Source organism: Micromonospora hortensis (assembly GCF_022230935.1).
Lineage (GTDB): Bacteria > Actinomycetota > Actinomycetes > Mycobacteriales > Micromonosporaceae > Micromonospora > Micromonospora hortensis.
The window spans coordinates 75,560-96,536 of sequence record NZ_JAKKFE010000071.1 but is presented as its reverse complement, the minus strand read 5'-3'; the positions used below and the strand labels follow the sequence as shown (position 1 = coordinate 96,536).

General features: G+C 71.5%; 15 protein-coding genes and 1 pseudogene. 9 read left to right on the top strand and 7 right to left on the bottom strand.

Annotated elements, in window-relative coordinates; all coding sequences use genetic code 11:
* Window positions 1–149 precede the first annotated feature (149 nt).
* Window positions 150–569 (bottom strand): DUF5319 domain-containing protein, encoded by a 420-nt coding sequence (locus tag NIE111_RS31080; RefSeq protein ID WP_238687776.1) that lies wholly within the window; start codon window positions 567–569, stop codon window positions 150–152.
* Between the two features lie 185 nt (window positions 570–754).
* Here NIE111_RS31080 and guaB point away from each other — a divergent pair, with 185 nt between their 5' ends.
* Together guaB and NIE111_RS31070 are read left to right on the top strand one after the other, a co-directional pair.
* Window positions 755–2,317 carry an IMP dehydrogenase gene (gene guaB / locus NIE111_RS31075; RefSeq protein ID WP_238687775.1) on the top strand — a complete coding sequence of 521 codons (1,563 nt, stop codon included), beginning with the start codon at window positions 755–757 and terminating at the stop codon, window positions 2,315–2,317.
* 30 nt (window positions 2,318–2,347) lie between these two features.
* Complete coding sequence (locus NIE111_RS31070; protein WP_091406427.1) at window positions 2,348–3,466, top strand: GuaB3 family IMP dehydrogenase-related protein; 1,119 nt, start codon at window positions 2,348–2,350, stop codon at window positions 3,464–3,466.
* 71 nt (window positions 3,467–3,537) lie between these two features.
* On the opposite strand, the gene NIE111_RS31065 is transcribed toward NIE111_RS31070, so the two are convergent.
* Window positions 3,538–4,653 carry a sugar phosphate isomerase/epimerase family protein gene (locus tag NIE111_RS31065; RefSeq protein ID WP_238687774.1) on the bottom strand — a complete coding sequence of 372 codons (1,116 nt, stop codon included), beginning with the start codon at window positions 4,651–4,653 and terminating at the stop codon, window positions 3,538–3,540.
* A gap of 202 nt (window positions 4,654–4,855) precedes the next feature.
* Here NIE111_RS31065 and NIE111_RS31060 point away from each other — a divergent pair, with 202 nt between their 5' ends.
* Window positions 4,856–6,259 (top strand): M1 family metallopeptidase, encoded by a 1,404-nt coding sequence (locus NIE111_RS31060; RefSeq protein ID WP_238687773.1) that lies wholly within the window; start codon window positions 4,856–4,858, stop codon window positions 6,257–6,259.
* 110 nt (window positions 6,260–6,369) lie between these two features.
* On the top strand, window positions 6,370–7,827 hold the full coding sequence (locus NIE111_RS31055; RefSeq protein WP_238687772.1) for a M1 family metallopeptidase: 1,458 nt from the start codon (window positions 6,370–6,372) through the stop codon (window positions 7,825–7,827).
* Between the two features lie 108 nt (window positions 7,828–7,935).
* Here the strand turns inward: NIE111_RS31055 and NIE111_RS31050 are convergent, their stop codons facing one another.
* Window positions 7,936–9,054, bottom strand: a complete 1,119-nt coding sequence (locus NIE111_RS31050; protein WP_238687771.1) for an LCP family protein — start codon at window positions 9,052–9,054, stop codon at window positions 7,936–7,938.
* 145 nt (window positions 9,055–9,199) lie between these two features.
* Between NIE111_RS31050 and NIE111_RS31045 the strand changes: the two genes are divergently transcribed.
* Both NIE111_RS31045 and guaA read left to right on the top strand, forming a co-directional pair.
* The gene (locus NIE111_RS31045; protein WP_238687770.1) at window positions 9,200–10,897 is read left to right on the top strand and encodes an FAD-dependent oxidoreductase; all 1,698 of its coding nucleotides are present in this window, start codon (window positions 9,200–9,202) and stop codon (window positions 10,895–10,897) included.
* A 142-nt stretch (window positions 10,898–11,039) separates the two neighbouring features.
* A complete protein-coding gene (gene guaA / locus NIE111_RS31040) occupies window positions 11,040–12,596 on the top strand; it encodes a glutamine-hydrolyzing GMP synthase (RefSeq protein ID WP_238687769.1) in 1,557 nt (518 codons plus the stop codon).
* Window positions 12,597–12,603: 7 nt separating this feature from the next.
* On the opposite strand, the gene NIE111_RS31035 is transcribed toward guaA, so the two are convergent.
* Window positions 12,604–12,972, bottom strand: coding sequence for a PspC domain-containing protein (locus NIE111_RS31035; protein ID WP_238687768.1), 369 nt, complete (start codon window positions 12,970–12,972; stop codon window positions 12,604–12,606).
* Window positions 12,973–13,115: 143 nt separating this feature from the next.
* Here NIE111_RS31035 and NIE111_RS31030 point away from each other — a divergent pair, with 143 nt between their 5' ends.
* The 3 genes from NIE111_RS31030 to NIE111_RS31020 all read left to right on the top strand — a co-directional run bounded on the left by NIE111_RS31030 (window position 13,116) and on the right by NIE111_RS31020 (window position 16,939).
* Entirely contained in the window at window positions 13,116–14,066 is a 951-nt protein-coding gene (locus NIE111_RS31030) for an NUDIX hydrolase (protein WP_238687767.1), read from the top strand.
* A gap of 585 nt (window positions 14,067–14,651) precedes the next feature.
* Window positions 14,652–15,644: an NUDIX hydrolase gene (locus NIE111_RS31025; protein ID WP_238687861.1), complete on the top strand. Its 993-nt coding sequence runs from the start codon at window positions 14,652–14,654 to the stop codon at window positions 15,642–15,644.
* Between the two features lie 344 nt (window positions 15,645–15,988).
* Complete coding sequence (locus tag NIE111_RS31020; RefSeq protein ID WP_238687766.1) at window positions 15,989–16,939, top strand: CDP-alcohol phosphatidyltransferase family protein; 951 nt, start codon at window positions 15,989–15,991, stop codon at window positions 16,937–16,939.
* Window positions 16,940–16,996: 57 nt separating this feature from the next.
* Here the strand turns inward: NIE111_RS31020 and NIE111_RS31015 are convergent, their stop codons facing one another.
* The 3 genes and pseudogenes from NIE111_RS31015 to NIE111_RS31005 all read right to left on the bottom strand — a co-directional run bounded on the left by NIE111_RS31015 (window position 16,997) and on the right by NIE111_RS31005 (window position 20,863).
* A complete protein-coding gene (locus tag NIE111_RS31015; RefSeq protein ID WP_238687765.1) occupies window positions 16,997–18,250 on the bottom strand; it encodes a phosphatidylserine decarboxylase in 1,254 nt (417 codons plus the stop codon).
* A 592-nt stretch (window positions 18,251–18,842) separates the two neighbouring features.
* Window positions 18,843–19,091 (bottom strand): annotated as a pseudogene (locus NIE111_RS32370) (hypothetical protein); the annotation flags it as partial.
* Window positions 19,088–20,863 (bottom strand): PspC domain-containing protein, encoded by a 1,776-nt coding sequence (locus tag NIE111_RS31005; RefSeq protein WP_238687764.1) that lies wholly within the window; start codon window positions 20,861–20,863, stop codon window positions 19,088–19,090. The pseudogene NIE111_RS32370 and the gene NIE111_RS31005, both read right to left, overlap by 4 nt.
* Window positions 20,864–20,977 lie beyond the last annotated feature (114 nt).

Genomic DNA, 20,977 nt, shown 5'->3' with positions numbered 1-20,977 from the left:
CAGAGCATCGCGGCAGCCCGGGTCCGCCAGGCGCCTGCAGGGCACGCCGCGTGGCGGCGGAGCATCGGGGCGCGCGGCAGCCCGGGCCCGCCAGGCGACTGCGGGGCATCCGTGACGCGCGGCAGCCGGGTGCCCGGCGCACGGCGGTGTTACTTGGTGGCGGTCGGGCCGCCCGGCTCGTCCTCGGTGCCCTCGGACAGGGTGTCGTGCACCCCGTCCGCGTACCCCCGGGCGTAGTCCCAGGTCACGTAGTGGTCCGGGTCCGGGTCGTAGGCGGGTTCGTGCACCCGGGGCCGGCCCGAGTTGAGCAGGTGCCGCAGGTTGCCGCGGAGCAGGTCCCAGTCGAAGTAGTGTGGCTCGCGACAGTCCTCGCATTCGATCACCAGCCCGCGGACCCCGATCGGGGCCAGCAGAGCCTGGTAGATCTCCAGGTCAGCGAGGTCTTCCAGCACATCCTGCCGCTCGACGTCGGTCAGCGGATCCGGCGTCGCGTCATCGCCCGGGTCATCCAGACCCGCTGTCGGATCGGCCGGGTCGCCATTGAACGGGTCGATGGGCTCGTCGTGCACCCCCTCACCGTAGACCCAACGCGGCGCGAACGTCCGCCCCCCGGCCTCCGCGCGGCCCGGCCTGCCACGGACGGGGCGCCCAGCTCACTGGGTACGATGAGGCGACGTGCCGGCATCGTGGCGCGCTCCGGTGCCCGCCCGCGCCACCTCGCTGAAGCCCATCCGAGCAGCTCAGGGGAGCAATCGTGGAAAATTCGCCCAGCACCGATCTTCCGGCCGGCGTCGAGCACGCCGACCTGGGCGGCCACCTGCCCGAGCTGCCGGCCGGCTCCGCCCGGGTGGTTCCGCTCGGCCTCACCTTCGACGACGTGCTGCTTCAGCCGGGCGAGTCGGACGTGGTGCCCAGCCGGGTCAACACCCGGACGAAGCTCACCCGCAACATCGAGTTGTCCATTCCGCTGCTGTCCAGCGCGATGGACACGGTGACCGAAGCCCGGATGGCGATCGCCATGGCCCGCCAGGGCGGCATCGGTGTGTTGCACCGCAACCTCTCCCTGGAGGACCAGGCCCTCCAGGTCGACCTGGTGAAGCGCTCCGAGTCCGGCATGATCACCAACCCGGTGACCGCCAGCCCGGACGACACGCTGCGCGAGGTCGACGAGCTGTGCGGGCGTTACCGCATCTCCGGCGTTCCGGTGGTGGACCGCGACGGCCAGCTGGTCGGCATCGTCACCAACCGGGACATGCGTTTCGTCTCCGAGCCGAACACTCCGGTTCGGGAGATCATGACCCACACCCCGCTGGTCACCGCGCGGGTCGGGGTGAGCAAGGACGACGCCCTGGCGCTGCTGCGTCAGCACAAGGTCGAGAAGCTGCCGATCGTCGACGACTCGGGCCGCCTGCGTGGCCTGATCACCGTCAAGGACTTCACCAAGAGCGAGCAGTACCCGGACGCCAGCAAGGACGACGCCGGCCGGCTGCGGGTCGCCGCCGCCATCGGTGTGGGCGAGGACGCGTACAAGCGGGCCCGTGCCCTGGTCGACGCGGGCGTCGACGTGCTGATCGTGGACACCGCACACGGCCACCAGCGGGCCGTGCTGGACATGGTCCGCCGGCTCAAGGCCGACGTGGCGGTCGACATCATGGGCGGCAACGTGGCCACGTACGCCGGCGCGAAGGCGCTCGTCGACGCCGGCGCCGACGGTGTCAAGGTGGGCGTGGGACCGGGCGCGATCTGCACCACGCGGATCGTCGCCGGGGTCGGCGTGCCGCAGGTGACCGCGATCATGGAGGCGGCCCGGGCCGCCCGCCCGGCCGGCGTGCCGGTGATCGGCGACGGTGGCATCCAATACTCCGGCGACATCGCCAAGGCCCTGGTGGCCGGCGCCGACACGGTGATGCTCGGCAGCCTGCTGGCCGGCTGCGAGGAGAGCCCCGGCGAGCTGATCTTCGTCAACGGCAAGCAGTTCAAGACGTACCGCGGGATGGGGTCGCTCGGCGCGATGCAGTCCCGGGGTCAGGCCAAGTCGTACAGCAAGGACCGTTACTTCCAGCAGGACGTGCTCAGCGACGACAAGCTGGTCCCCGAGGGCGTGGAGGGTCAGGTGCCCTACCGGGGGCCGCTGTCCCGGGTCGCCCACCAGCTGGTCGGCGGGCTGCGGCTGGCCATGGGGTACGCCGGTGCGGAGAACATCCCCGATCTGCACCGCCGGGGCCAGCTCATCCGGATCACCGCGGCTGGTTTGAAGGAGAGCCACCCGCACGACATCCAGATGACCGTCGAGGCGCCCAACTACCACACCCGCTGACCCAACACCCCCAACCACCTGGAGTCCCCCATGCGTGACGTGGTCGAGATCGGGCTGGGCAAGACCGCGCAGCGCGGCTACCACCTGGACGACATCGCCATCGTGCCGAGCCGCCGTACCCGGGACGTCGACGACGTCTCGACGTCGTGGCAGCTCGACGCGTACCCGTTCGGCATTCCGTGCGTCGGCCACCCCTCCGACGCCACCATGAGCCCGGCCTCGGCGGTACGGCTCGGTCAGCTCGGCGGCCTCGGCGTGCTCAACGTCGAGGGGCTCTGGACCCGCTACGAGAACCCGACCAAGGTGCTGGACGAGCTGGCCGGCCTCGACGAGGAGGCCCGCGCCACCAAGCGGCTCCAGGAGGTGTACGCGGAGCCGATCCGTCCGGACCTGATCGCGGAGCGGGTCCGCGAGCTGCGCGCCGGCGGCGGCACTGTGGCGGTGCGGGTCTCTCCGCAGCACACCCTCGCGCTGGCGCCGGTGATCCTGGACGCCGGGGTGGACATCCTGGTCATCCAGGGCACCATCGTCTCGGCCGAGCACGTGTCGACCACCGACGAGCCGCTGAACCTCAAGGAGTTCATCGCCGACCTCGACCTGCCGGTGATCGTCGGTGGCTGCACCGACTACAAGACGGCGCTGCACCTGATGCGTACCGGCGCGGCTGGCGTGATCGTGGGCATCGGGGGCGACGAGTGGTCGACCACCGAGTCGGTGCTGGGCATCCGGGTGCCGATGGCCACCGCGATCGCCGATGCCGCGGCGGCCCGCCGTGACTACCTGGACGAGACCGGCGGCCGGTACGTGCACCTGATCGCCGACGGTGACATCCAGACCTCGGGCGACATCGCCAAGGCGCTCGGCTGCGGCGCGGACGCGGTGATGCTCGGTGAGCCGCTGTCGCTCTGCGACGAGGCTCCCGCCGGTGGCGCCTGGTGGCACTCGGCGGCGAGTCACCCGTCGCTGCCCCGGGGTGCCTTCGAGGTTTCCGGTGAGCCGCTCGGGTCGATGGAGCAGCTGCTCTTCGGGCCGGCGGACGAGGCCGACGGCCAGCTCAACCTGTTCGGTGGGCTGCGTCGGGCGATGGCCAAGTGCGGTTACCGCGACCTGAAGGAGTTCCAGAAGGTCGGTCTGGTCCTCGACCGCTGACCGAGCCGTCAGACGCCGGAAGGCCGGCCCCGCCTGGTGCGGGGCCGGCCTTCGTCGCGTTCAGCGCGGAGTCACTTCTCCACGTAGATGCTCAGGTCGGACATGTTCTGGTAGCTGGTCGCCGCGAAGTCGAGCGACTGGCCCTTGTTGTCCGCACCGCCGGGGGCGGTGTCCATCTCCCAGTTGGCGTGGTGGAAGTTGCGCTCGCCGATGGTCTGGAAGAACTGCTGGAAGTTGAGGTCGCCGTCGCCCAGCGGGGTCATCTGGTACCCGTTGGGCACGCTGGTGTCCCGGTCGCCGTCCTTGGCGTGGAAGAGCGGGAACCGGGTGGTCCGGTCGGCCACGGTGAGGATCGGGTCGAACAGGTCGGTCACCTCCTGGCCGGCCGGGTTGACGTACTTCTGGTGCTTGTAACGGGCCACGTAGGCCCAGTAGATGTCCAGCTCGAAGAAGACGTACCGCGGGTCGGTGATCTCGAAGAAGTACTCCAACCGGCGGATGCCGGAGGACCGGGTCTGCCGGCCCTGCGCGTCGCGCGGGCCCCGGTCGATGAGGAAGTTGTACGCGGCGTCGTGGTTGTGGGTGTAGAGCCGCATGCCCCGGGCCTTGGCCTGCCGGCCCAGCTCGTTCCAGATGTCGGCGGCGGCGTCCCACTCGGCCTTGTACGCGCTGCTGGTCGGGTCGCTGCCGGTGCCGATGTTCTTCATGCCGAGTTCCTCGGCGATGTCCAGCTGTTGCTGGAAGGTGGCCGGCTGGATGGAGGCGTGGGTGCCGTTGGCCACCAGTCCGTTGTCGTCGAGGATCTTGCGGATCTCGGCGGGGGTGATCTGCCGGCCCAGGATCTCGGTGCTCTGGGTGTAGCCGGCGAACTCGATCTCCTTGTAACCGATCTCGGCGAGTCGGGCGAGGACGCGCTCGAAGCCGTACGGCACCCCGCTGTCGTCGGGCGCGGCGGTGATCCGGTCGCGGACGCTGTAGAGGATGATGCCGCGGTTCCTGGCCGGGATCAGCGGCTCCACCCGCAGCTTGCTCGCGTTGCCGGGGTTGGCGAGCGCGGGGGTGCCGGTGGCGAGGACGGGTAGGCCGGCCGCGCCGATGGCGGCGGCGGCGCCGGCGGAGGCGGCGAGCAGGGATCGGCGGCTGAGCCGGCCGGTGGGGGTGGCGTCGGGGGCGGTGTGGTCTGACATGGTTCCACCTTTCGCGACGGTGGTCGGAGATCGACACTAACGTCGGTCCAAGTCGAAAGAAAGGTTCGATCGACGGCAGCTTTTGTTCGATTCGACGAAAGTCACTGATGATCGTCGATACCGGCCGCGCGGCCCGCGATGCTGACTACGCTCGTCCTGACCGCAACGCCGCAGGAGGCCGGGTGCCGCAGGAGGGGTGGGCATGGTCCTGACCGGACGGAGACGGCGACTCGCCGCGCTGACCTGCGCGATCGGGCTGGCCGCCACCGGTTGCACCGGTGACGACAGCGACGGCTTCCGGCCCGGTGCCGCCGACGTCGGCGACCCGTACGTGCCGGGGCACGGCAACGGCGGTTACGACGTCGGGCACTACGGCCTCGACGTCCGCTACGACCCGTCGACCGACCGGCTGACCGGTCGAGCCGTCATCACGGCCACCACCACCCAGGACCTGTCCCGGTTCAACCTGGACCTGGTCGGCCTGGAGGTCCGCGCGGTCAGCGTGGATGACGCGGCGGCCGAGCACCGACGCGGCGACGGCGAGTTGGTGGTGACGCCCCGCGACGGACTGCCGCGCGGCCGGCAGTTCACTGTGACCGTCGAGTACGCGGGCGTCCCCACTGCCGTCGACGACGGGACGTTGGGCAGCGGCGGTTTCCTGCACACCGCCGACGGCGCGGTGGCGCTCGGCCAACCCGACTCGGCAGCCACCTGGTTCCCGGTCAACGACCACCCGTCGGACAAGGCCACCTACGACCTGGCGGTGACCGTCCCGGACGGCCTGGCCGCGCTGAGCAACGGCGTGCCCGGGCCGAAGAGCACCGCCGACGGCTGGACCACCTGGCGCTGGTCGGAGCGCGCCCCGATGGCCAGTTACCTGAGCACGCTCGTGATCGGTGACTACCGGGTGGTGACCGGCACGCACGCCGGCCGGCCGATGGTCACTGCGGTGGCCGCGAGCCTGCCGGCGACCGGCGGCGCGGCCACCTCGCTGGCCCGCACCGGCGCGATCGTCGACTTCCTGGCCAGCCGCTTCGGCCCGTACCCGTTCGACTCGTACGGGGGGATCGTGATCGCCGACGACCGGATCGGGTACGCGCTGGAGACCCAGTCCCGGCCGGTCTACGGGCCTGGCTTCTTCGCTGACGACCGGCCGAACCCGAGCGTCGTCGCGCACGAACTGGCTCACCAGTGGTTCGGCGACAGCGTGTCGCTGACCAGGTGGAGCGACATGTGGCTCAACGAGGGGTTCGCCAGCTACGCCGAGTGGCTGTGGGAGGAGCACGACGGCGGCCGGACCGCCCAGCGCACCTTCGAGATCCAGTACGCGGCAACCGACTGGACGCAGCCGTCGGTCGAGCCGGGCCGGGAGCAGATGTTCGGCTCGGCCGTCTACAAGCGCGGGGCGCTGGCCGTGCACGCGTTGCGCCGGACCGTCGGTGACGACCTCTTCTTCCGCATCCTGCGTACCTGGACCAGCGAGCGGGCGGCGGGCAACGCGACCACAGCGGACCTCGTCGCGCTGGCCGAGCGGGTCGCCGGGCGGCAACTGCGTCCGCTCTTCGACGCCTGGTTGGTGGGTGGGTCGGCCCCCACACTGCCGTGACCCGGCGCCGCTGACCGGTCGATATGCTGCCGCCTGCGAACGGCGGGTAGGCGCCCGTTCGCGCGGGATGGCGGAGGCCGGGACCGGCCACCGTGCGGAGAGGGTGTGGGATGCGCGGGACGCGGCACAGACTGCGAGTGGCTGCCGGCCTGCTGGTGACCGGTGCGCTCACACTGTCCGGATGCGACTCGGCGGGCCCGGAGGCGGCGCCACCACCGAGCGCGTCCCCCACGCCGACGCGGACGTTCACAGCGGGTGCCGACGGGGTCGGCGACACCTACTTCCCGACCTACGGCAACGGCGGCTACGACGTCGGGCGCTACACGGTGAAGGTGCGCTACGACCCGGCCAAGGACCAGTTGACGGGTACGACAACAGTGCGGGCCACCGCGACCGCCGACCTGTCGACGTTCAACCTCGACCTGGCCGGCCTGACCGTCAGCGCGGTCACTGTGGACGGCGTACCGGCGACCCACAGCCGCAAGCGGAACGAGTTGGTGATCAAGCCGGCTTCCGGCCTCATCAACGGCAACGGGTTCGTCACCGAGATCACCTACGCGGGCAAGCCGAAGCCGCTGAAGAACGAGACGCTCGGTGACGGTGGCTTCCTGCACACCGCCGACGGTGCCATCGCCCTGGGTCAACCCGAGTCGGCCAGCACCTGGTTCCCGGTCAACGACCACCCGTCGGACAAGGCGGCCTACGACTTCGAGGTCACCGTTCCGGACGGCCTGACCGCGATCAGCAACGGCGTTCCCGGCGGGAAGACCAGCACTGGCGGCTGGACCACCTGGAAGTGGTCGGAGAAGTCGCCGATGGCCAGCTATCTGAGCACGCTGGTGATCGGCAAGTTCCGGATCACCACAGGCGAGCACAAGGGCCGCCCGGTCTACAACGCGGTCACCACCACCGAGGCCAAGGGCAACGCGGACGCGTCGATCGCGCAGACCGTAGCCGTGGCCGACTACCTGGAGAGTGTGTTCGGGCCGTACCCGTTCGACGCGTACGGCGGGGTGGTGATCTCCGACAGCCGGATCTCCTACGCCCTGGAGACGCAGAGCCGACCGGTGTACGCGGCGAGCTTCTTCCGGCAGGGCGAGAACACCGAGGTCGTCGCGCACGAGTTGGCCCACCAGTGGTTCGGCGACAGCGTCGCGTTGGCCAAGTGGGAGGACATCTGGCTCAACGAGGGCTTCGCGACGTACGCGGAGTGGCTCTGGGCCGAGCACACCAGGGCGTACACCGCCAAGGAGGCGTTCGGCAGCCGGTACGCCAGCATGTCCGCGCAGGTGTGGCAGACACCGCCGGGCAAGCCGGGCGTGGAGAAGCTGTTCAGCGAGTCGGTCTACCAGCGCGGCGGGATGACCCTGCACGCCCTGCGGGTGGCCGTCGGCGACAAGGTGTTCTTCGAGATCGTCAAGACCTGGGCGGCGGAGAAGCGCGACGGCGTCGCCACCACTGCCGAGTTCGTTGCCCTGGCCGAACGGATCTCCGGCAAGCAGCTCGACTCGATCTTCGACGCCTGGCTCTACGGCACCAAGAAGCCGGCCCTGCCCAAGCGGCTCTGACCCCTCCCGGTTCCCCGCGATCTTGCAGTTGCTGTCGTCGCGAAACGGGGCAAAGTAGCGTGAAACGGGGACCGAAAGTGCAAGATCGCGGGGGTGGGGAGGGCTAGTTCAGTTCTTGACGACCAGTTTGGGGTGGGCGGCCAGGTAGGCGTCGGCGCGGCCGGCGCGGAGTTCGGTGAGGAACTTCCGGCCCTCGGTGGTCAGCTGTTCACCCCGGTAGGCACTGCCCTTGCCGACGCCGGAACCGGGCAGCCCGACCAGCGTGAAACGGTTCTCCGGCAGGCCACTGAGGGCGTACGCGATGTCCACGATCCGACGTCCGCCCACGTAGACCAGCGTGTCGCCCAGCGCGGAGACCACCTGGTCGACGCGCTCGGGTTGCCGGGCCAGGCCCTCGTCCAGGATCTTGCGGGTCATCGCCCGGATCAGCTGCTGCTGGTGGCGCTGCCGGGCGTAGTCACCGCCGGTGATGTAGCGCTGCCGCGAGTAGTCCAGCGCCTGCCAGCCGTTGAGGTGCTGCTCGCCCTTCTCGTAGACCTGCTGCGGCCCCTTGTAGCCGCCCGGCGCGCTCTCCCGGTACTTGCCGTCCGGTCGGCGGTGCAGCGACTCGACCCGCTGGTCGACGTAGATGTCCACCCCACCCAGGGCGTCGACCAGCCGATCGAACCCGTTGAAGGTGAGCACCGCGCCCGCGTCGATGCGCAGCCCGGTGTAACCGCTGACAGTGCTGCGCAGCAGCTCGTACCCCTGGGCGGTGCTGGGTTGTTTGGGTTTGCCCGGAACCCGGCTGCCGAAGCTCATCGCGTGCGTGAGTTTGGTCTTGCCGCCCTTGTAGCCGGCCTTCGGGAACGCCGGGATGTCCACCACCAGGTCGCGGGGGAGCGAGAAGAGGTACGCCCGATCCAACCCCTTGGGTACGTGCAGCACCAGCACGGCGTCCGAGTGCGGCTCCCACCCGGGCACGCTGACCCGGGTGTCCACACCGACCAGCAGCAGGTTGAGCGGGCCGGTGATGTCAGCGCCCGGCGGTGGGCCGCTGGGGCTCGGAGTCGGCGTGCCGACCGGCGACGGGGTCGGTGAGCCGGCCACCGGACCGCCGCCCGGCTTGTTGTCGCTGGTCAGCCGGGTGATCACCACAGTGCCGGCCGCGATCAGCGCGACGACGGCGAGGGCCGCCAACCCCAGCAGCAGCCACCGTCGGCGCGGCGCCATCGACCCGAGAACCATGTTGGATTCCTTCCACCCGTCTGGTGAACAACGCTCCGACGGGTGCTCCGGGTTGCGGCCGGAAGACGCCGGGTCGGTCGGCCGGAGCATGATCGCGCGAAAAGTGCCGCTGGCGCGAGCGCTACTCGCGAGTAATGATGCGTCCATGCGGTACGACGTGGTCGTCATCGGGTCCGGCTTCGGTGGCAGCGTCACCGCGCTCCGACTGGCCGAGAAGGGCTACTCGGTAGCGGTGCTGGAAGCCGGCCGCCGCTTCGCCGACGACGAGTTTCCGCAGACGTCCTGGCGGGTCCGCCGGTTCCTCTGGGCACCGAAGCTGGGTTGCTACGGCATCCAACGGCTCACCCTGCTCCGCCCGGCCGACAGACGATCCGGCGGCGGGGTGCTGGTGCTCTCCGGCGCGGGGGTGGGCGGCGGTTCGCTGGTCTACGCGAACACCCTCTACGAGCCCCTGCCGGCCTTCTACAGCGACCCGCAGTGGCGGGACATCACCGACTGGCGCGACGAGTTGGCCCACCACTACGACCAGGCGAAACGGATGCTCGGCGTCACCACGTACCCGGTGCACACCGGCGCGGACCGCGCCATGCGCGCGGTGGCCGAGCGGATGGGGGTGGGGCACACCTTCCACGCCACCCCGGTGGGCGTGCACATCGGCCGGCCCGGCCAGCGGGTCGCCGACCCGTACTTCGGCGGTGCCGGCCCGGAACGCACCGGCTGCCTGCACTGCGGCTCGTGCATGACCGGTTGCCGACATGGTGCGAAGAACACACTGGTGAAGAACTACCTGTGGCTCGCCGAACGGCTCGGGGTCACGGTCCGTCAGTTGACCACTGTGACCGCCGTCCGGCCCGCCGACGGCGGTGGGTACGAGGTGCACACCGAGCGCACCGGCGCCTGGCTGCGCAAGAGGCGGCAGGTCATCCACGCCGACCAGGTGGTCTTCGCCGCCGGGGCGCTCGGCACCCAGCGGCTGCTGCACGGGATGCGGGCCGACGGTGCGCTACCCGGGCTCTCGCCCCGCCTCGGCGAGCTGACCCGGACCAACTCGGAGGCCATCCTCGGCGCCTCGGTGCCACGGCAGCGGGCCCGGTCCGAGCGGTTGGACTACACCGAGGGGGTGGCCATCACCAGCTCGTTCCACCCCGACCCGCAGACGCACATCGAGCCGGTCCGCTACGGGCGGGGCTCCAACGCGATGGGGTTGCTCCAGTCGCTGCTTGTCGACGGCGGCCCGCACCGGGTACGCCGCTGGCTGGGCAGCATCGTGCGGCAGCCCCGGTTGGCCGCACGGATGCTGTCGGTACGCGGCTGGTCGGAACGGACGGTGATCGCCCTGGTCATGCAGTCCGTTGACAACTCGCTGACCACCCGGTGGCGGCGTGGCCCGCTCGGTCGCAGGTTGGTCACCGGCCCGGGCCACGGCACTCCCAGCCCCACCTGGATCCCGGCCGGCAACACCGCCGTCCGAATGCTCGCCGACGAGATCGGTGGCACCCCCGGCGGCTCCCTCACCGAACCCTTCGACATCCCGATGACCGCGCACATCCTGGGCGGTGCGGTCATCGGCGCCACCCCGGCTGACGGGGTGATCGACCCCTGGCATCGGGTGTACGGGCACGTCGGGCTGCACGTGGTCGACGGCGCGGCGGTCTCGGCCAACCTGGGCGTGAACCCGTCGCTGACGATCACCGCACAGGCGGAACGAGCGATGTCCTTCTGGCCCAACAAGGGCGAGCCGGACCCCCGCCCGGCGCTCGGCGCCCCGTACCGCCGCCTGCCCGCCGTACCGCCAAGAAACCCGGCCGTCCCGCCGGACGCCCCGGGCGCGCTGCGACCCTGACCCCGGCGATCTTGCAGTTTCGGTCGTCGTCTTGTGGCTTCTGCGTCTTTTGCCGGGACGGAAAGTGCAAGATCGCGGGGAGAGTGGGTTGTCGGCGAGCCGGTGCCGGGAAGGGCCGTGACTGTCGGTAGGCTTCGTGCACATGAGCCTGCCTCGCCCCGTCCTCGTGGTGGACTTCGGAGCCCAGTACGCCCAGCTCATCGCCCGCCGGGTCCGTGAGGCGAAGGTCTACTCCGAGATCGTGCCGCACTCGATGCCGATCGCCGAGATGCTGGCGAAGAACCCCGCCGCGATCATCCTCTCCGGTGGTCCGGCCAGCGTCTACGCGCCGGACGCGCCGCAGATCGACGCGGGCGTCTTCAGCGCCGACGTGCCGGTCTTCGGCATCTGCTACGGCTTCCAGGCGATGGCCCAGGCGCTCGGGGGCACTGTCACCAGGACCGGCAACCGTGAGTACGGCGGCACCCCGCTGCGTCCGCGGCTCCTCGACCCCGGTGTGCTGCTGCGTGACCTGCCGGCGGACCTGCCGGTCTGGATGAGCCACGGCGACTGCGTCACCGAGGCGCCCGAGGGCTTCACGGTGACCGCCGAGTCGGCGGGCGCGCCGGTCGCCGCCTTCGAGGACCTGGCCGGTCGTCGGGCCGGCGTGCAGTTCCACCCCGAGGTCGGGCACACCGCGCACGGCCAGGAGATGCTGACCCGCTTCCTCTACGACATCGCCGGCATCGAGCCGACCTGGACTCCCGAGAACATCATCGACGAGCAGGTCGCCCGGATCCGCGCCCAGATCGGCGACAAGGAGGTCATCTGCGGCCTCTCCGGCGGGGTGGACTCGGCGGTCGCCGCGGCGCTCGTGCACAAGGCGGTCGGTGACCAGCTCACCTGCGTCTTCGTCGATCACGGCCTGCTGCGCGCCGGCGAGGCCGAGCAGGTGGAGAAGGACTACGTCAGCGCCACCGGCATCAAGCTGAAGGTGGTCGACGCCACCGACCGGTTCCTCGGCGCGCTCGCCGGCGTGATCGACCCGGAGCAAAAGCGCAAGATCATTGGTCGGGAGTTCATCCGGGTCTTCGAGGCCGCTGCCCGCGAGATCGCCGCACACGGCGACGTCGAGTTCCTCGTCCAGGGCACCCTCTACCCCGACGTGGTGGAGTCCGGCGGCGGCACCGGCACCGCCAACATCAAGAGCCACCACAACGTCGGCGGCCTTCCGGAGGACCTGAAGTTCGCGCTGGTCGAGCCGCTGCGCACCCTGTTCAAGGACGAGGTTCGGACGCTCGGCCTCCAACTGGGCCTGCCCGAGGCGATGGTCTGGCGGCACCCGTTCCCCGGCCCCGGCCTGGCCATCCGGATCATCGGCGCTGTCGACCAGGAACGCCTCGACCTGCTCCGCCAGGCCGACCTGATCGCCCGCGAGGAGCTGACCGCCGCCGGCCTCGACCGGGGTGTCTGGCAGTTCCCCGTGGTGCTGCTCGCCGACGTGCGCAGCGTCGGTGTGCAGGGAGACGGGCGCAGCTACGGGCACCCCGTGGTGCTGCGCCCGGTCTCCAGCGAGGACGCGATGACCGCCGACTGGTCCCGGCTGCCCTACGACGTGGTGGCCCGGATCTCCACCCGGATCACCAACGAGGTCGCCGAGGTCAACCGGGTGGTCCTGGACGTCACCAGCAAGCCGCCGGGCACCATCGAGTGGGAGTGAGCGCCGCTCAGGCCGCCGGCGGCGGGCTGGACGGGGTCGTCGGCGGGTAGGACGGCGTCGGGCCGTACCCCTGCGGTGGCCCGCCGGGCGCGGGCCCGGCGGTGGGCGGCGGGCCGTTCTGCGGCGCGACGCCCGAGGCGTGCGGCCAGGCCGGCGCGCCGGTGGGCTCCTCCGGCATCAGGAACCACATGATCGGGTACGCGAACAGCGCGAGCCCGCCGGTGAGCAGGCCGGTGACCGCGAAGATCACGCGGACCAGTGTGGGATCGACGGCGAAGTAGCGGCCGACGCCGCTGGCGACCCCGGCGACCATGCGGTCGGTGGTGGGTCGCCGAAGCTGCTTGTACGGGGCACGGGGAGCGGTGGTCGATGTCATACCCCCACGGTCCGCGCTGGCGCCCCGCCCGCCCTCGGTGACCGCCCGGATCCTTACCCTGACCAATCCCTGACCGGTGCCAGATAGTCAGGAATCCGACTCTTTTCCGTTCCGGTAACCCGGCGCGGGGAGAATTTGCTTCCGTGACCACCTTGCTCAAGCCGCTCCGCAGGATCGCGGCATACGCAGTTTGTGCTGATTCAAGCGGCCGAGTCTTGCTGGTCCGCGCATCGGAGCGCTCCGGCACCCCCGGCGCGTGGTCACTGCCCGGCGGGGCTGTCGACCACGGCGAGGACCCGAACCACACTGTCGTCCGCGAGACCGCCGCCGAAACCGGCCTCTCCGTCGCCGTCTCCGGCCTGGCCGACGTGCTCGCCGACATGCGGGCGCTCCCCGACCGCGGCATCACCATCCACACCGACCGGCTGATCTACCGGGTGGCCGTGCGCGGTGGCACCCTCGCCGACCGGGTGGGCGAGCGCCCCACCGACCTGGCCCGGTGGTACACCCTCGACGAGGCGCGCGAGCTGCCGCTGCGCTCGTTCACCGCACGCGCCCTCGGGCTGCCCGCCTCCTCGGCCGACGTGGTGCCCGACGAGGCACCCGAGTTCCCCTCCTTCTACGCCGTGCCCGGCCCCGACGGTCTGCACCGGGCCCAGCGCTTCGCCGCGTACGCGGTCTGCACCGACCCCGCCGGCCGAGTGCTGCTCACCCGCATCTCCGACGGCTATCCCGGCGCCGGCTGCTGGCACCTACCCGGCGGCGGCACCGACTACGGCGAACAGCCCGGCGCGGCACTCATCCGAGAGCTGATCGAGGAAACCGGCCAGGCCGGCCGCCTCGTCGAGTTGCTCGGCGTCGCCAGCCACCGTGACGCCGCCTCACTCGGCCCCGAGGGCTACCCGATCGACTGGCACGGCGTACGCGCCTTCTACCGGGTCGTCGTCGACCAGCCCAACCCATTGACCGTGACTGACGTGGGCGGTTCCACATGTGAGGCCCGCTGGTTCGGCCGCGATGAGTTGGGCGCCCTCCCCACCGACCGCCTCACCGAGGTGACCGCCGAAGCAGTCCAAGCCGCCCAACTCACCTGAGCGAGTTCCGGGGCGTCGCGCGTGGCATCACGCCCCACGCCCACGCCCCACGCGCGACGCCTCACGCACCACGCCCCACCCCGCCAAGATCGTGCTCGAACCAGGATGTAGTGGCGTCACCGACGCGCCGATGCCACTACACCCTGGATGTTGCGCGATCTTGAGCTCGGGGACACCCGCTGAGGGATCTCCTCGGACGTCCCGGGCAGTGGGTCCTCGGCGCCGCCCAGGGGTCGTCCGGCTTGGGTGTGTCGGTGGCTCCAGCCTGTGATCAACTCGGGTTTCCGTGAAGGCGCGCGGTATCTCGGGCGCGCTGGAATACCGCGCCTTCCTTGAACCCGAGTTGATCAGCGTTGGTCTCGACCTGCCGTGACGCGAATGGCCGCCACAATGAGGGTAAATGGGGTGGAGCGGGTCGGTCGCGAAGCAGGCTGAAGGGGTCGGTAAGAGGCTGATCGGTCGTCGTGAAGAGTCGGCTACCTCGGCCTGAACGCCCCGGCTCACCAGCTCCGCGGGTTTCCCGCGCGCTGTCTCGCATTGATCATGAAGTTATTGTCGGAACGCGAGATGGACGGCGACAACCTCATGATCAACAGACTGTGGGTGCGAAGCGGGGGGCGGGCAAAGGTGCAATTCACGCGTCGAGTCGGGGCTTATGGGCTTGTGCGGGACTCGGGTCGGGTCTTGGTGGTTCGGGACGGGGCCGAGGGCGAGTTTCCCGGGGCCTGGCGGTTGCCGGGCGGTGCCCTCGGACATGCCGAGGACCCGGAGCGCGCTGTGGTCCGCGAGGTCGCCGAGCAGGCCGGGCTGACGGTCGCGGTGACGCGACTACTCGCGGTGGTCGCCGATGTTGCCACCTTTCCGGAGAGCAAGGGCGCGCTGCACACCGACCGGCTGTTGTTCGAGCTCAGCACTCCCCACGGCGCATCGTCCGACGGTTCGGGGCCTGAGAGTGCCCGGCCCGGGGACGGGGTGCGGGGCGTCGGGGCTGAGCTGGTTGATCAAGCTTGCTGGCTTCCACTGGCGGAGGTGGCGCAGTTGCCGGTGACCCCGTTCACCGCCGAGGCGCTCGGCCTGCCGGTCACCCCACTGCCGCCGACGGCGCACCGGTCGCGGGACCCGTTCCCGCCGCAGCACCCCGACCGCCGGCTGCGCTTCGGGGCGTACGGGCTGGTCACCGACCCCGCTGGGCGAATCCTGCTCACTCAGATCGCGGAGGGCTACCCGGGGGCCGGTCTGTGGCATCTCCCAGGCGGTGGCACCGATCACGGCGAGCAGCCGGCCACCGGTTTGCTGCGGGAGCTGGTCGAGGAGGGCGGGCAGGTCGGCCGGGTCGTGGAGCTGCTCGGCGTCAACAACCTGCACAACCCCGCCGCGCTGGGCCCGGAGGGCCGTCCTCTGGACTGGCACGGCGTACGGGTGATCTATCGGGTGCTGGTGAACGTACCCACCGACGCGGTGGTCACCGAGTCCGCCGGAGGCTCGACGGCGCGGGCGGGGTGGTTCACCCGCGACGAGGCGACTGACCTGCCGTTGAGCGACATCGCCGTCGTGGCAATCGGACAGAGTGGCCGATAGCACCCCGCTCGGTGAGCCGACTTGGTGACCCTCCGGTACAGTCAAAGGCGGGAATGATGGAGGAAACGGGCGATGAAGCCCGGGATGGGAACAAGCGAGCGGTTCGAGCGGTTTGACCAGATATAAGTACCGCCGGCAGCTATCGCCAAGCCATGTTCCCCTATGCGATGGTGTACTCCGCAAAACGGCTGCCGGGCCATGCAAGGTCCGGCACGAGACAGCCGGACACCCGCCACGTGGCGGTCAGCAGATCCGGTGATGGAGGAAACGTGCCGAGAGCCCCATGGCGCCGGCGTCGTACTACTGACAGTCCGCGCCCCGCAGGGCGTCGCTGGGCGGGCCGGTTGCGCCGCAGCAGCACGTTCGCCCGCCAGGTGCTGTTGGTCCGAGTCGGTCGCCGTGACGGCGACCTGCACCCGGCCGACCTGGCCCCGACCGAGCACCGGTACGCCGATCGGCAGCGCCGTCGCTACGGCCTGGACCGGCTCAGCCGGCCGACACTGGGCGTGGACCCGACACTGGGCCTGGACCGAGCCCACGTCGACGCGGTCATGCCGGTCAGCCCGGCGATGCCGCCGATGACGCAGACCGACGAGGCCCACTCGATCCCACTGCTCCCCGGCGAGCGCACCATGGCGCGCCGGATGAAATTCGCCCTGGTCAACGCCTGCACGCTGGCCAGCCTGATGCTGGGCATGCTGGCCATCTTCCTGGCCATGCAGGGCGAGGTGCGCATGGCGGCGCTCTGCCTGATCGCGTGCGTCGGCTTCGACGGTCTGGATGGCGCGCTGGCCCGACGGCTCGGGGTGGCCAGCCCGTTCGGCGCACAGATGGACTCACTGGCCGACATGTGCTCGTTCGGTCTCGCCGCGCCGGTAGTGGTCTACGCCTCGCTCGCCGGCTCCGTCTCCACGGCGGCGGCGGCAGTGGCGTGTGCCCTGGTCGCGGCGTGTGCCGCGATCCGACTGGCCCGCTTCAACGTCTCGCCGAAGGACGGCAGGTTCTTCTGCGGGGTGCCCACCACCATGGCGGCCGCTGTGCTCGCCGTGACAGTGGCGATCGGCCTGCCGGTGCCCGGTGCCGTGCTGGTCGCCGGGGTGGCGCTGCTGGCCTTCGCGATGGTGTCGAGCTTCCCGTACGCCAAGCTCGCCCGCCTGGTGAAGCTGCCGCCGTGGCTCTGGCTGGCCCCGGTGATCGGCGCGCTGGTCGACATCCGGCTCACGTTCGCCCTGATCGTGGTGGGCTACCTGGTCAGCGGGCCGGTTCTCTGGCTGCGGCAACGTCGTACCGCCTGACCTGAGCAGACAGAACGGGGCGCCGCGGACAGCGGCGCCCCGTTCCTCGTTCGCGGATCAGCGCCAGCGGGCGATGACCGTTGACCCACCGACCACCTTGTCGCCCGGCCCGACCAGTGGGTCCGCGGCCTCAGCGGGCAGGTAGACGTCGGTCCGGGAACCGAACCGGATCAGCCCGAAGCGCTCGCCCTTGGCCAGCAGCGCGCCGATCGGCGCGCGCTGCACGATCCGGCGGGCGATCAGCCCGGTCCGCTGCGCGACCACCACAGTGCCGCGAGCGGTGTCCAGCACCGTGTACGCGGCGACGTTGTGCTCGGCGTCAGGCTTCATCGCGTTGACGAAGCCGCCATCGGCGACGAAGTAGTCCACCACCTTGCCGGCGACCGGGGCACGGTTGACGTGCACGTCCAGCACCGACAGGAACACGGCGATCCGTAGCCACTCGCCGTCGCCGAAGCGCTCGTCGTGCAACCGCTGCACCGACAGGACCTTCCCGTCCGCGCTGGCGACCACGGCGCTCGGGTCCTCCGGCACGTCCCGTTCGGGATCCCGGAAGAACGCGGCGACCGGCCCGGCGGCCAGGGCCGGCAGCAGCCACAGCTTGGACGACGGGCGCGCCACCCGGGCCAGCGCCGCGAGGCCCAGCGCGATGCCCGCGGCCGCGACGCCGTTGGAGTCGATGTGCATGCCCCTGGTCACCGGCACGCTCGACGGCCGGTACGCGGGGGCCAGGCTGTCGGCCGCGGCCGGGCTGGCCGGGGTGAACCGCAGTCGGTAGACCCGCACCGGTGGCGAGTTGCGCAGCACCAGATCGGCGCCGACGCCGTAGAGGGCGTCCTGTCGGGCCAGCTCGGCGGCGGCACCCTCGGTCCGGCCGGGGGTGGCGACGGTCGCCACGCTCAGCACCGCCCCGTCGGTCAGGTACTTGGCCAACCCCTCGACGCCGCCGCGGGTTGCCTCGGCGGTGCCGGTGAACGCCTCACCGGCGATGACGACGACGGCGGCCTCGGCTTCGGCCAGCGAGTCGACGACGCTCACCCGGTCGGCGACCCAGCGGCCCTGGGCTGTGACGTGCTCGCGGAGCGCCGCAGCGCCGAACGGCTCGGCGGGCACCACTGTGAGCCGGTCACCGGGGAGCAGCGCATCGACCGCCGCGGCCAGCACCGCGGAGTCCGGGGTCACCCCGACCAGCAGGGCAGCCTTGGGGTCGTTGATCCGGGCCAGCTCGGCGACGAGGGTACGGGCGGCTCGCTCGCCGATGCGGACCGGACCGGACCGGCCGGTGGTACGCACGGCGGGGGACTGGGTCATGTCGGGCGGGCTCCTGACGGGGGTAGAGACGGGAATCGCGGCGGGACCGGCATGGGCGGGACGGGCCGGCCGGCGGAGGCGAGATCTCCACCAGCCAGCATATGCGTCCGTCCGCGCCGGCCGCACCGCCGTGGGGATGCGGTGGATCGACGCGGACGGCCGCCCGAGGTCAGGCTTCCCTGCGCGGACCCTCCCGCTCGTCACCCGGCCGGTCGCTGACGGCCTCGACTGGTTGGTCGGATCTGGTCGGCTCGTCCCCCTCCGACGAGGCCGGGCGGGCGAGGTTCCCGGTGGTCGGCTCGTCGTCTCCGTTGCCGGGGAAGGGCTCGGTCGGCGGCTCCGCCGGCGGATGAGCCAGCCAGGCCGGGTGGATCACGTCGGTGGCCGGCACGTCGGACGCCCGCACCTCGGTGGTCGGCGTCTCCACCGTCCGGTCCGCGATGAGCGTCGGGTCCGAGGAGGGCGTCGGGTCGGAGACGAGCGTCGGGTCGGAGGAGGGAGTGTCCCAGGTGGACCGTTCGGCTTCCCAGTCCGGCAGGGCCGCGCCGGACGTCGACATGGCGGCACCGGAGACGGGCGCGCCGGAGACGGACGTGCCGGAGACGGGCGCTACCGCCTCGGCGGCGCCGGCCTCGGCAATCGGCTCCGGCTGGTTCGGTCGACCCGAGCGCAGCGCGCCGACCAGCCCGAAGACCCCGATCAGGATGAGTGCGCCGGCCAGGAACCAGCCGACCGGCGGCAGCGCGAGCCCGAGCAGTTGGGCGAGCAGCCACCAGGCGGACAGCGCCAGGAACACGAGCCCGAAGGCGAACGACACCAGATCCGTGCGGTGAGCCTTCACCGGGTCACCTCCAGGTTGCCGGCATTGACATGGATGTAGAGGCGCAGGGTCCCGCCGCCGGGCCCGTCCGCGCCGACGTCGGTGGATTCCCGCAGGCGGCCGTCCAGCCCGCCCGAGCGGTTGCCGAAGACCGTGGCGTCACCCGCGTTGACGTCGGCCACTGTGGTGACGTCCACGTTCGGCGGCACGACCACTGTCGCCTGGCCAAAGTTGACGGCCACTGTCACCTGGCTGTCCCGTTTCGCGAAGTCGATCCCGCGCAGGTCGAGTACGGCGTCACCGAAGCTGTTCTCGTACCGGTCCGCCAGGTCGCGGTAGTCGGTGGGCGCCCAGGTCACCGCGCCGTCGACCCCCCGGATCCGGTCGTAGGACTCGGCCACGGTCGCTGTGCCCAGCGCCGCCGCGGTCACCAGACCGAGCGCGATGAGCCAGCGCGCCCGCCCGAACCACGTGCCGACCAGCAGGCCGAGGGCGATCGTGGCCAGCGCGGCCGCGAAGTACGCCGAGGCGCTGATGGCGAAGACGTCCAGCAGGTCGAGCAGGGCGACCAGACCGAGCACCAGGAAGATCAGCGAGAAGGTCACCGCGCCGAGCGGCGAGCGCTCCTTGGGCCGCTTCGGCGGCTTCGGCGGCTTGGGCGGAGGAGGCGGAGCCGGGGTCGGCGAAGCGTACGGGCCGTGCGGCGCGAACGGAGGGCGGTAACCGGAGGGCGGCGGGGCTGTCGGATAGCCGGCCGGGGCAGCGGGTGTGCTGCTCACGGGTGCCGACGGCCAACCGGCGCTGGGCATCGCGGTGCTCGGCCAGCCGGGCTGGGCAGCCGTCGTGCCGGCCGGATGCCCGGACACCGGGCCGACCCCGGGCAACGGCTGCGTCGCGCTGGTCGGCGGCGCGTCGTACGCCGGGATGGTGACTGTGGGCGCCGCCCCCGTCGTCGCGGTGGCGTACCCCGGACCGGTGCCGAACATCGGCGGCGTCGCCGCTGGGCCGGTCGACGGCGCCGCGCCGTACGACGGCCAGGTCACCGGTGGGACGACCGCGCCGGACGGTGCGGCGGGCGCCGGACCACCCGGGGTGCCGGGCCGTGGATTGCGGCCGTCCCGGTTGAGCAGGAGCGCGCCGGCGACCAGGATGGCCGCGCCGAGCAGCACCGCGCGGAAGGCGTCGGTGACGATGTACGCGAAGCTGGCCGCGACCAGGATGCCCAGGACGATCACCGTCACCGGGGACATGCTGGAGCGACCGCGACCGAGCATGGACTCGACGGGGGACGCGGTGTCGCCCTCGTTCGGGATGATGAGCCAGGCGGCGACGTACACCAGGATGCCGATGCCCCCGAAGAACCCGAGGACCGCGAGCAACACCCGCCAGAGCACCGGATCGGTGTTGGTGGCGCGCCCGATCGCCGCGCAGACACCGGCCAGGTACCGCCCCTCGCGCGGCCGGACCAGCCCGTACCGCGAGGTGAAGCCGGTGCCGCCCAGCGGCGGTGGCGGCGCGGACGGACCGGGACCACCCGGCCCGGGTGGTGTGCCGCCCGGGCCGTAGCCGGTGCCCGCCGCGAACCCCGGGCCTGGGCCGTAGCCCGCCGCGGGGGGCGCGTAGCCGTCGGCCGGCTCGCCGGGCGCGGTGCCGGCGGTCGCGTCGGTGCCGGCGTGCGGACCGAACGTGCGGGGCTCGGTCCATTCGGTCGGCGTGGTGGTGGGCGGGGGCGGTGCTGAACCGCCCGACTGTGCCGACCCCGGTCGGGGCGGCGGGGCAGCTTCCTCGGTCATGCTTCGATCCTGCTGCCCGGTCCACCCGAACGGCCTCAGGACCCGACCCTGACCCCACCCTGAGATCCGGCGGCCGGAATGTCGGGGGCGTCCCCGTGGTCGCGGACGCCGCAG